This is a genomic window from Corallococcus sp. AB049A (genome assembly GCF_003668885.1).
Taxonomy (GTDB): domain Bacteria; phylum Myxococcota; class Myxococcia; order Myxococcales; family Myxococcaceae; genus Corallococcus; species Corallococcus interemptor.
This window is the reverse complement of sequence record NZ_RAWL01000291.1, coordinates 1-11131: the sequence shown is the minus strand read 5'-3', so window position 1 is coordinate 11131 and position 11131 is coordinate 1. Positions and strand designations below refer to the sequence as shown.

At 70.8% G+C, this 11131-nt stretch carries 11 protein-coding genes; 7 read left to right on the top strand and 4 right to left on the bottom strand.

Going from position 1 to position 11131, the window contains the following annotated elements:
* The first annotated feature begins 39 nt into the window (after window positions 1-39).
* A complete protein-coding gene (locus tag D7X55_RS26795) occupies window positions 40-1656 on the top strand; it encodes an LVIVD repeat-containing protein (RefSeq protein WP_121724542.1) in 1617 nt (538 codons plus the stop codon).
* Window positions 1657-1726: 70 nt separating this feature from the next.
* On the top strand, window positions 1727-2554 hold the full coding sequence (locus tag D7X55_RS26790) for a hypothetical protein (protein WP_147468247.1): 828 nt from the start codon (window positions 1727-1729) through the stop codon (window positions 2552-2554).
* Here the strand turns inward: D7X55_RS26790 and D7X55_RS45380 are convergent.
* A complete protein-coding gene (locus tag D7X55_RS45380; RefSeq protein WP_255425037.1) occupies window positions 2551-2676 on the bottom strand; it encodes a hypothetical protein in 126 nt (41 codons plus the stop codon). The two genes, D7X55_RS26790 and D7X55_RS45380, sit on opposite strands and share 4 nt — an antisense overlap.
* A gap of 34 nt (window positions 2677-2710) precedes the next feature.
* Between D7X55_RS45380 and D7X55_RS26785 the strand changes: the two genes are divergently transcribed.
* The 3 genes from D7X55_RS26785 (at window position 2711) to D7X55_RS26775 (ending at window position 4802) form a co-directional block, all read left to right on the top strand.
* Complete coding sequence (locus D7X55_RS26785; RefSeq protein ID WP_120548616.1) at window positions 2711-2911, top strand: hypothetical protein; 201 nt, start codon at window positions 2711-2713, stop codon at window positions 2909-2911.
* A gap of 19 nt (window positions 2912-2930) precedes the next feature.
* Entirely contained in the window at window positions 2931-3629 is a 699-nt protein-coding gene (locus D7X55_RS26780) for a hypothetical protein (RefSeq protein ID WP_120548615.1), read from the top strand.
* Window positions 3630-3770: 141 nt separating this feature from the next.
* Window positions 3771-4802: a hypothetical protein gene (locus tag D7X55_RS26775; protein ID WP_120548614.1), complete on the top strand. Its 1032-nt coding sequence runs from the start codon at window positions 3771-3773 to the stop codon at window positions 4800-4802.
* On the opposite strand, the gene D7X55_RS26770 is transcribed toward D7X55_RS26775, so the two are convergent.
* From D7X55_RS26770 to D7X55_RS26760, 3 genes are all read right to left on the bottom strand, one after another.
* On the bottom strand, window positions 4777-6957 hold the full coding sequence (locus D7X55_RS26770) for an FUSC family protein (protein WP_233610088.1): 2181 nt from the start codon (window positions 6955-6957) through the stop codon (window positions 4777-4779). The two genes, D7X55_RS26775 and D7X55_RS26770, sit on opposite strands and share 26 nt — an antisense overlap.
* A 62-nt stretch (window positions 6958-7019) precedes the next feature.
* The gene (locus tag D7X55_RS26765) at window positions 7020-8099 is read right to left on the bottom strand and encodes a hypothetical protein (RefSeq protein WP_120548613.1); all 1080 of its coding nucleotides are present in this window, start codon (window positions 8097-8099) and stop codon (window positions 7020-7022) included.
* 136 nt (window positions 8100-8235) lie between these two features.
* Complete coding sequence (locus D7X55_RS26760; RefSeq protein ID WP_120548636.1) at window positions 8236-8796, bottom strand: DUF2378 family protein; 561 nt, start codon at window positions 8794-8796, stop codon at window positions 8236-8238.
* A gap of 236 nt (window positions 8797-9032) precedes the next feature.
* Here D7X55_RS26760 and D7X55_RS26755 point away from each other — a divergent pair, with 236 nt between their 5' ends.
* Both D7X55_RS26755 and D7X55_RS26750 read left to right on the top strand, forming a co-directional pair.
* A complete protein-coding gene (locus tag D7X55_RS26755; protein ID WP_121724540.1) occupies window positions 9033-10475 on the top strand; it encodes a hypothetical protein in 1443 nt (480 codons plus the stop codon).
* Between the two features lie 24 nt (window positions 10476-10499).
* Window positions 10500-11131: ATP adenylyltransferase (locus tag D7X55_RS26750; RefSeq protein ID WP_121724539.1), on the top strand; the 632-nt coding region annotated here is incomplete at its 3' end.

Sequence of the window (11131 nt, the reverse complement as noted above, 5' to 3'; positions counted from 1 at the left end):
GAACGTTAGGCTGGGAGCCCTTCTCTTGCGAGGTCTCCCATGACAAGTCCTCTGCGGACGCTGTTGGTCATCCTGGCGCTCCAGCTCCTCCCTGGATGTGAGGACACGCCCCCAAAATCCTCCTTCGACGCGGGGACCCCGGACGCTGGCGCCTTTGTCTGGGATGGCGCGTACACCGAGCTGGAGGAGCACGGAGACTGGGTGGATCGGGGCCCGTTCGCGCCGTGCGGCTTCGATTCGCGGGACGCGTCCAGCAGCGCCTGCGAGGAGCTGTCCCGCTTCGACGTCTCGAATTGCGACCCGGCGGCGCTCGCCATGCTTCCCCAGGAGGGCATCTATCTGGCCAACACCCGGGACGAGAGACGCCTGGCTGACGGGGGCACCCTCATCAGCACCGGCCCCGTCGGCTTCCAGCTCCGGAGTGACGGAGGCACGAGCACGTTGTACGACGAGCCGCTCCGCTTCCGGGACACGCAGGACGGGCGCTTCTCCCTCATCGGGACCAACACGCGCACGAGCCTCACCATGACCCTGGTGGGCTGTCAGAGGCCCGCGCCGGACGTCATTACCGGCTGCTTCGCCTCCTGTCGCCGGGGGAAGTTGTCGCAGCAGGGCACCTTCGAGGCCCACCGCGTCGCCAGCTGGGCGGGCGAGCCCGAGTCCTCCGGAGGGCTGACGCTGCTCTCGGAGCGCCAGGTCGCGCAGGGGCAGCCCGTGGATGTCTATGTCACCCTGGACCACGCCTACGTCGTCTCGCTGCCCTACCAGGGCCGCGAAGGAGGGCTCACCGTCTTCGACGTGCGCGACCCGAGGAATCCCATCCTCACGGCCTCGATCAGCCTGCCCGGAGACAGCTTCTGGAATGGTGTCTGGGCCTGGGGAAACGCCCTCTACGTGGCCAGCAGCGTCAGGGGCGTCCACGTCTACGACCTCTCCAATCCCGCCCTGCCTGTCTTCGTGCGAAGCCTGCCGACGGGGACCTATGGCGCGCACACGGTGCTCGTCGACGGCGGGCGGCTCTACGCCATGGTCCCCAACACCGGCACCTATGTCTACGACGTGTCCCAGCCGCTGGCTCCGGTGCTGCGAACCCTCATCACCATCCCCGGGGACTTCGACTCCGGGGGGCCGCATGACGCGTTCGTGTATGAGAACCGCCTGTACATCAGCAACGCCTTCGGCGGCTACGGGGTGATGGATGTCACCAACCTGGATGACGTGCGCTACCTGGGCCTGTACCCGCGCCCGGATCTCGGCTTCGCGCATCACAGCGCGGTGGGGACCTTCGCCGGCCGCACCCTCGCCTTCGAAGGGGGAGAGTTCCACAGCTCCCACCTGCGCGTGCTCGACGTCACCGACCCGGCCCGCATCGTGAAGCTGGGCGAGTTCCGGATGCGGCCCGTCACGTCCATCCACAACCTCATCCTGCACGGTACCCGGCTCTACGTGGCCTGGTACCACGAGGGCCTGCGGGTACTGGACGTGTCCAATCCCACGCGGCCCACGCAGGTGGCGCATTACAACACCTTCCGCGAGAGCGACCCCCACCGGGGCGACAGCATCTTCGAAGGCGTCTATGGCGTCCGTGTCCCCGGCGACGGGCACGTGTATGTGGTGGACTCGTCGCGGGGGCTGCTCGTCTTCAACGAGCTGTGAGCGAGTTCCGGCCCTGAAGGCATGTCAGGCTGGCTGTCATTGCCTGGCCATGTCAGGATCTCGGGCCCGTATGCACCTTTCATCCGCGATGCTGCTCTTGACCGTCCTCGCGACGCCCCCGGCGGCCGCCGAGGCGCCACCGTCCCCCAGCAAGGCCGCCTGTCCATCGGCGCTGCGCGTCGTGGTGGATCCCCAGGAGCTGAAGAAGCAGGTGCGCGCCGCGACGACGACCGCCGGGTTGCGCAAGCTCCTCCACCCGCTGGGATTGGACTCCGCGTGGGAGCAGCTGGAGTGCTTGAAGGAGGAGGGGCCGGCGTCCGCGCAGCTCGACGTCTTCCGTGCACGCATCCTGTCCGCGGACACGCAGGACGTCGTCCTCCAGGCCCGGGGACAGCTGTGTGAGGGGAACAAGCTGCTGGCGGGGGTGGTGCTTCATCCGCTCAGCGCCAAGAACACCTTCTGCGCCATCCCGATGGAGTTCCTGCCGGGCTCGGCCGAGGGTGAATCCCTTCGCGTGGTGTTCTCCTTCGAGAACCTCACCGACCCGGTGCGGCAGGTCTTCCGGGTCGAGATGACAGAGACGGACGCGCGCAACGAAGACGAGACGCTGTCGTACTGGGAGGCGCAGGAGGGCAGGTTGCGCTCCATCTTCACGATCAAGTCGACAAGCCACATGGGCTTCGTCCACGGCGGGACCGACGTGAAGGTCACCCCGGTGGGCGACACGTTTCCTCGCGTCCTTGAGATCAAGGAGTCCAGCACGAACTGCGGCAGGTTCACCGACATGCCCTCGGGCGAGAGCGTCTATGACTCCAGTTGCACCGACGCCGCGAATGAGGCGCGCATGTGCTACCGCCGCAAGTCGCCCGGTGAGCCGGGACGCTACGACAAATGCTAGGCCCCTGAGGACGCGGACTGGCTGGCGCGGAAGTAGAACGGACGCCCATCCGCTTCGCCGTGGCCCTGCACCGGGCAGGAGCCGCCAAAGTCACCGCTCCATCCGTTCCCTTCGAGCTTCACGGTACGCTCCGAAGTCCCTTGTGGTTGCCAATAGATGGATTTTTCGAAGAAGGCCGTCGACGTCTTGAGTGAGCTTCGTGGGCGAGGCCTGACCGTGGAACAGGCGTTGAATGAGATGCGGGGGATGAAGCTGGGGCTGATCAACGTCGTGAAGGCGCTTCGTGCCGTGGAGGGGATGCGTCTTCGCGATGCTGTTGACTTGATGGACTCGAGGGGGGACTCCAAAGAATTTTGATTCTAGGCTTCCCGCCTCCATGACAACTGCCCGCTCCTTCGCCACCGGCGTCCTGCTGTTGTCCGCGCTTCTCGCGTGGGAGGTGGACGCGCGCACCGCCATCCTGAAGGCAGGCGAGGGTTGGCAGCTGAGGGTGGACGGCCAGCCCTATGTGGCGAAGGGGGTCACCTTCAGCGGCTCGGGTGGGCCCGCCAACTTCGACAGGGATTGCGAGCAATTGAAGTCCCTGGGCGTCAATACGCTGCGCACCTGGGGCACGGGGGATGAGACTCCCTTGCTGCTTGATGCCGCGCACAAGCATGGCCTGCGTGTCCTCGTGGGCCTGTGGCTGCGGCCGGGCCGTGCGGGCATGCTGTCCGGCACCTCCAAGCGTCCGGCGTGGCACGCGGTGCGAGAGGCATACACAGGCGTGAAGCCAGAGCCCGCGCTGCCGGTACCGGTGCGCCTGGAGGTCCGGGGTGTGGAGAAGGAGTGGGCCAACGTGGCCTTCGACGTCACCTCCGCCACGCCGCTGGACGTGTCCTTCGCCTACAACTTCCGGGGCGCGGCGACCCGGGAGGAGCGCGACCGGGTGACGGTGCTGGAGTCCCGGAAGGGAACCACTCCCGGTATGTGGCTTGTGCGACTGCCCGCCGTGACGGGTGCCATCAAGCTGTATGGCCTGGCGAAGGACGGCGCGGGGAACCTGGTCGCCGCCACCACGTCCGTGGCTCCCTGAATTCTTGCGATAGAGTGCGCCGCCATGCGTTGGCATCTCTTCGTTCTTTCAATTGGGTTGGTGGCGTCTGGCTGCGCGCACCGCGAGCTCGTGGTCAAACTGCCGCCACCCGCCGCGAGCCATGGTCATCTGACCTTGGCCATGGGGTACTTCCTGGAGGACCCCCGCTCCTACGAGAAGGAGATCCAGAAGCCGAACCTCGGGTGGGGCGGCCACCAGGGGATGCCCACGGACACCCCTGTCCTGGAGTTGGATGCCAGCCAGGCTCCAGCGGTCTTCGACGAAGCCGTCGCGGCCCTGGCGGGCCAGCCCTCCGAGTCACAGGTCAGCCGGGCCGCCGGAGACATCGCGGCCGCATGTGACGCGGGCTACGAGAAGGCCTGCCAGTTCCTGAAGGAGCAGACCCGTCTTCCTGAAAGGATTGAAGGGACGGTGCTCCATCCTCAGGGCGCCGGCGCGGCTCCTGCCCGTGCCGAGTACGCAGTGGTCATCGTGAAATGCCGTATCGAAACGGATGAACGGGTCCGGGGCTGTCAGGCCATCGAGGATGGCTCGGGGCGGCCCTCCGAACGCCTCATCCCGCAACTGGAAGAGAGCCGGTACCGGCCCTGGTCCCTGGCGGGACACGCCGTGGCCACCCCATACACCTTCACGCTCAACCTCCGTCGTGGAGGCACGGGTGGGGACGACCTCCTCGTGGAGCAGAAGCTGGGCTGGGCGCGGATGCGGGTGGCCCATTTCCCCCAGAGCACCGGGGCGTGGATCAACCTTGCCATGCAGCTCGCCGTCCACACGCCGGAGGATCCGGACTATCCGAAGGTCCTGGCGCAGGCCTACGCCCTGGCGCCGCTTCAGAAGTGGCTCGCCACGGAGATGGCCTGGCAGCGCATCCAGCAGGGCCAGCACACCGCCGCCCTGATGGCGCTGCGCCCTGTGCTCCGGCGCTCCATGATGGGAAGCCGTCCCAACCCCTATGTGCTGGAGACCGCCGCCGCCGCGCACTTCGGGCTGAACCAGTGCACCGAGGCACTGGCCGAACAGCAGAAGGCCGTGGAGCTGCTGCCCGCGGAGTGGCCCGCGCCGGAACGGGAACGCTTCCAACGCAAGCTCCAGGACTACCGGTCCGCCTGCGCCGTGCCCAAGGACGTCAGCGCAGGGACGGGTCCTCGCTGATCCGCGCCACCGCGCCGTGCAGGATGCCCAGCTGCCGGGGCACGCGCTCCAGCAGCTTCCCCAGCACGGGGTCGTCGCTGGTTCGCGGCAGGGACAGGGCCGGCAGGGGCGGTGGCTCCCGCCTTTCCTGCAACGCCCGGGCGAGCAGCTCCAGGCTGTCACTGGCCCGCTGTGCCAGCTGCTGCGGCAGCACCGAGGGGGTCCTTCCCTCGAGGCGCCCCGTGCCCAGCGCCGTCACCGCCAGCGCGAACCTGCGCGCGTAGGTGAGCAGCGCCATGCCCGGCTCCAGGTGACCGGGCGGGCCCCGGTACTCCGTCATCAACCGCTGGAAGGAGGACTCCGCCTCCAGCAGCGCCTGGTCCAGCAGCCGGCGCTCCTCGTTCACCGCGGGCTCCGTGCCGCTGCGGTGCGTGGCCAGCTGTTGCAGGTACTTCCCGTCCGCGCGCAGGGCGGAGGCCGCCGCGTCCGGGAAGCGGCGCCGCTCCGGACTGGGCCACAGCGTCCATGAGCCCACCAGCGCCAGCGCCCCCGCGATGAGCACGCCCAGCGAGCGCTGCGACGCCACCGTCCAGTCCCCGGAGCTGAGCGTCGCCATCAGCAGGTAGTCCGGCGTGAGCAACACCTGGAACGCGCCGAAGTTCAGCGGCAGCAGCGCCACGGAGATGGCCGTCAGCGCGCTGATGACGCCAATCATCATGGGCGGCGTGTGCACCAGCGTGGCGATGAGCGCCGCCAGGCTCGCGCCCACCAGCGTCCCCAGCGTGCGCTGGAGCACGCGCTCCTCCGTGCTGCCCGCGTAGGGCTGGAGGATGGAGATGACCACCAGGCTCACCCAGTGCGCGTCGCCCACCTGCAACGCCCGCGTCAGCCCCAGCGCCGCCGTGGCCACCATCCCCGTGCGCAGCGCGTGCCGCGCCACCACCGAGTCCGGGTGCAGGTGGTCGCGGATGGGCTGCCACAGGGAGAATCCCTGCTGCCGCCGGGTGCCGCCCACCGTGCCCCGGCCTCGCGGCGACACCGGGTCTCCGAAGAGCAGACCCGACGCCGTCTCGTGCGCCACGCCCGCGTATTCGCGCAGCCGGTCCAGCAGCGTGGCGACGTGCGTGGACAGCGGCCCCTCCGCGCCCTGACGCACCGGGGGCGCGGCCATCCTCGCGGGCTGCCGGCGGCGGGGCCTCAGCGCCAGCCGGGGCGGCTCACGCATGCCTTCGTTGCGGTCCTCCCGCAGCGCCCGCGACACCCACTGGTCCATCGCGTTGAAGGCCTCGCACAGCCGGATGACCCGCTCGCGCGTCGCGTGCAGGTGCGGATCCCTCCCCACCACCTGCATCGCCTCCGCCAGCGCGCTGAGCAGCGCCACCATGGGCTCCGCCAGTTCCACCAGCACCAGCAGGTGCTCGCCCCGCCTGGACTCGTCAGGCCGTCCGCGCCGCGTGGCCGCGAGCACGTCGCGCGCCCGCTCGATTTCCGGGCGGATGCCCGCATGGCGCTTGAGCCCCGCCGCCCACGACTCGGACGAGGCTCCGTCCCGCGTGGCGTTCCCCAGGTCCTCCGCCGCGATCGCGAGCGCCGCGTACACCCGCGCGACGGCCCGGCGCGCGGGACGGTAGGGCCTCAGCGGCCACAGGAGCAGCGACAGCCCCATCGCCCACAGGCCGCCCAACAGCAGCGCGGCGCCGCGCAGCACGGCCTCGCGCGTGGAGGCCGCGGGCGCGCCCAGCGACACGACGAAGATGACGGCGAGCTGTCCTCCCACGGAGCCCGCCGTCTCGCCGTAGCAGCGCGCGAAGTTCGCCGTGGTGACGCCCAGGAGCAGCAGCGTGGCGTCCAACCAGTACGTGCGGCCCGCGGGCGCGGCGAGCAGGCCGACCAGCGCCCCCAGCACCGTCACCGTCCCCATGATGCGCGCCCGCACGCGGTAGGAGCCGCCCTTGTCCGCGAGCGTGACGAGCAGCGCCGTGAGGCCCGCCCAGCCGGCCTGGGGCACGGTGAGCAGGAAGGACAGGCACAGGGGCAGGGCGGTGGCGACGGCGGCCCGGATGCCCGCCCACAGGGCCGGTCTCCCGGGCTCCACCCGGAGGAGCGACTGGAGGTGTCTCAGCAGCCGGTGATGGGGCATGGGGAGCGTCGGGCCGTCACCCCAGAGGGTGGCCACGGCCGCCCCCGTCCACACCCTCCCGAATGGCGTGGGCGGGCGGCCCGGCCTTCACCCCGGCGTCAGCCCGTGCCCAGGGCCGGCGCATCCTCGCCGGACGCGTCCTCGTCCGGGACCACGGTGCCGTCCCAGGGGATGTAGCGCACGCCCGGCATTGGATCCGGGCCGTGGAACTCCAGCGCGCCCACGGTGGAGGTGAGCTTGTGCGTGGCCTTCCATGCCGCGAAGGGATGCGGCCGGGAGAAGAGCTGCACCTCGCACCGGGCCACGTCGCTCTGCGCCACCAGCACGTCCCAGCCCGTGGGGTCGCGGTACGCGTAGCCCACCAGCGTGCGCGGGTCGCACCACGCGCGGCCCTCCACGGCCACGGTGGCGGACACGGCGCGGAAGGACAGCTCCCCGGACGCGGGTGACGTCACGCGGGTGAAGAGCATGTTGGGCATTTCGTGGAACGTGTGCTCGGTGCCCTGCGTGCGCAGGTAGATGGGCGAGACCTGGGGGTGGCCCCGCTTGCGCTTCGCGCGCACCGCCATGATCTCCAGCCGCGCGTCGTCGTCCTCGCGGAAGCGCGGGCAGTACAGCCACGTCAGCTCCTCCAGCCGCCGGTAGCCCCACAGGTGCTTCTGCAGGCCGGGCGCGCCCTTCACGTCGATGCGCTCACCGTCCACCGTCACGGTGCCGTCGAAGAGGACGTCGTCGTGCACGTGGGCGACCTGCGTGGGCAGGGGCAACAGCCCGGTGCCTCGCGGCTCGCGGCGCACCGGCCCCGGATGGCCGCCCTGGAAGCGCAGGTCCCACGCGATGGAGTGCCCGCCGCTGGCGACCTGCCCGTGACAGTGGCCGGGCGTCAGCTCCGAGTCCGCGATGCGCACTCCGCCGGAGCGCAGCGCGGTGAACTCGGAGGCCGGGTGGATGGCCTTGAGCGCCACCGCGGGCCGGTCCTGGGAGGCGCAGTCGAACGCCGCCGCCCACAGCGTGGCGCGAGGCTCCCCTCCGCTGCCCGGCGCGGGCGTGAAGAGGGTGTAGCGCAACCACCAGGCGCGGTCGCCGCCCGGGTCGAGCACCACCAGGAACCAGATCTCGAAGAAACCCCGCTGTTGACCGTTCCAGCGCGGCAGGTTGGCGCGCTCGCTCGACGGCATTGGATGAATCCCCCTCTTCGCGCGGCCGTCCTCGGCCCGACCGCCGCGCGCAGGGGCTCACGCTCGCAGATGGGGCCCGGTGCGAGCAAGGGCCCCGGGGTCGCGGATCCGTGGCGACAGGGGGACGCTTCGCGGCTCAGGAACCCGGAGCGCCCCAGGACACGCGGTACGTGACGCTGTCGTCGTCGAACTGGACGACGTCCACCTGCGTGGCCGGGCCGCTGGCGGCGCGCACCGTGGCCAGCATCACGCCCTGCTTGAAGTAGCGCAGCTGGCCGGGCTCGTTGAGCCAGAGGTCCGCCTCGCGCTCGCCGCGCTCGGTGATGCGCACCTCGGTGTAGTTGTTGCCGGTGCGGAAGCTGTGCTGCGCGCGCATGAGCATCCGCTTGGGCCCGATGAGCCGCAGCACGCCCAGCAGCGCCCGGCCCACCATCGTGTCGCGGTAGCCGTCGATCATCCGCTCGCCGAGCATCCGCCACGCGACCGGATCCGGCTGGTCCGGGTGGAGCGTCTTCGCGGTGAGCGCCACGCAGCGCGTCCACGTGTCCAGCGAGTACGCGGGCTTCAGGGGCCGGTCCAGGTCCAGCCCCTCCTTGCGCAGCTGCTCCTTGAGGGCGAAGGGCACCTTCCCAGAGAGTCCCCGGACAAAGAGTCCTTCGACGATGGTCGGGAAAACGAGCTTCTCGGCGGTGGCCATGAGGTCCATTCCGCCCAGCACCGCGCGTTCTGGTCAAGACCTACCGCCCGGGTGGCGTCCGGCGCCCGAAAGCGCGCTCGCCCTCCGGGGCCATTCCGCCCCGTTCCGGCGCGGTGAAACATCACGTGTATCCATGGAATTCACGCGAAGTGCGTAATCGCTCGCGGCCCTCGCCGGGCGCGGGCATCTGGTAGCGTCCGGGAGCCCTGGCTCCCCCTGGCGTGTCCCTGCATCCGATGACGTCCCGAGTCCTGACGTGCCTGCTGTTGTCCGTGCTGTGCGCGCTTCCGGCCCTGGGCGCCCGGCCGGTGCCCGCGACGGCCGCGGAGGGCATGGCGATGCTCCAGCGGGTGGACACGGCGCGCGTGCAGGGCAGCCCCAGCACGCTGCGCACGGAGTTGGACGCGCAGCAGGCGAAGGCGCCGAAGGATCCGATGCCCCGGGTGTACCGGGCCTTCCTCGCGCTGCCCTCGGAGGAGAGCTTCAGCGAATTCAAGGCGCTGGCGGTGGTGTACCCGGAGAACCCGTGGCCGCACGTGGGCATGGGCCTGGTGTACGTGCGCTGGGGCATGCTGAAGGACGCGGCCGCGCCGCTGGAGACCGCGCGCAAGGGGGTGCCCGGCTTCGCGCCCGCGCTCTGGGTGGACGGCCTGCGGCTCCAGGCGGAGGGCAAGCCCGCGGAGGCGGAAGCCCGCTTGCGCGACGCGCTGTCGAAGCTGGACATCCCGCGCTTCCGCACGGATCTGGCGCTGCTATTGGCGGGCAGGCCCGGGGGCGCGGCCGAGGCGCGGGCGCTGCTGGTGCGCTCGGTGAAGGAGTGGCCCGAACAGCCGGAGGCGCTTCAAGTATTGTCGAAGCTTGCGCGCGAGGCCGGGGACGCGAAGGCGGGCGCGGAGGCCGGGGCGCTGCTCGTCGCGCTCCAGCCGCATGACCGCGAGGCGCACCGGCGGCAGGCGGAGGCGTGGCTCGCCGCCGGAGACAAGCCGCAGGCCGTGAAGATGCTGGAGCGCTACGCGACGCTCGGGGGCGCGGAGCCCGCGGTGCTGGCCCAGTGGGTGAAGCTCAACGTGGAGCTGAACCGCCCGGAGGACGAGGCGAAGGCCCTGGTGCGCCTGGCCGCCGCGACGCCGAAGGACCCCGAACCGCTCCTGCGGCTGGCGACGCTGGCGGAAGGAAAGCAGGACGTGGCCGCCATGGAGACGCGGTTGAACGAGGCGGCGGCGCTGGCCCCGGAGCGCGCGGACATCCAGGTGCGGCGGGCGCGGCTGCTCCTCAAACTGGAGCGCTACTTCGAGTCCGTGGCGGCGTACCGCGCGGCGCTCGCCGCTCCGGAGCGCCCGGTGCCCGAGGCGGCGGAGGAGTCCGCGCAGCTGAGCAAGAAGCTGCACCTGCCCGCGTCGCCCGCGAAGGGCACGGTGGAGCAGATCTACGACCGCGTGTCGCTGGGGCTCGTCGCGCTGTACCTGGAGCACCTGATGACCCAGCCGGAGCTCAAGGGCAACCTGAAGGTGCGCGTGGACCTGGACGCCACCGGCAAGGCCACGAACGTGGTGGTGCTCTACGACAGCCTCCAGGACGTGCTCATCACCCACCACGCGCACGTGGCCTTCATGGACGCGCAGTACCCGCCCGGCAGCGAGTCGCCGGTGTACCAGTACGTCTTCCGCCCTCCGCGCTGAGGCGGACATCCCAGGAGGCCACCCGTGAACGCCACGACGTTGCTACCCGCTGCCCTGTGGCCCCGCACGCTGGACGTCACGCGCCGCGCGCTGGAGACCGGGGCGCTCCAGCCCATCGCCACGGACGCGCGCACGCTGCCCATCGCGAACACGACGTTCCAGGTGCGCGTGCTGGGGAAGGTGGCGCTCAAGGAGCGCAAGCGGCCTGCGCCGCCCCGAGGCTCGGAGCCCTCGGAGCCCTCGGAGCCCTTCAACCCGTTCGCGAACCCGGACCCGGACCTGGTGCTGGGGAATGTGCCGCCCGCGCACGTGTGCCTGCTCAACAAGTTCAACGTCGTGGAGCACCACCTGCTGCTGGTGACGCGGGCCTTCGAATCCCAGGACGCGCTGCTGACGCTCGCGGACTTCGACGCGCTCTCCACGTGCCTGGAGGGGCTGGACGGGCTGGCCTTCTACAACGCGGGCGAGACGGCCGGCGCCAGCCAGCGCCACAAGCACCTGCAGCTGGTGCCGCCCCTGGGGCCGGACGGCCTGCGCGCGCCGGTGGAGGGGCTCCTCCCCGCGCTGCCGGGGCCGGGCCGCGTCATCGCCACGGAGTCGCTGCCGTTCGCGCACCTGCTGGCGGGCCTGGGCCCCTGGGGCGCGCCGGGGCAGGG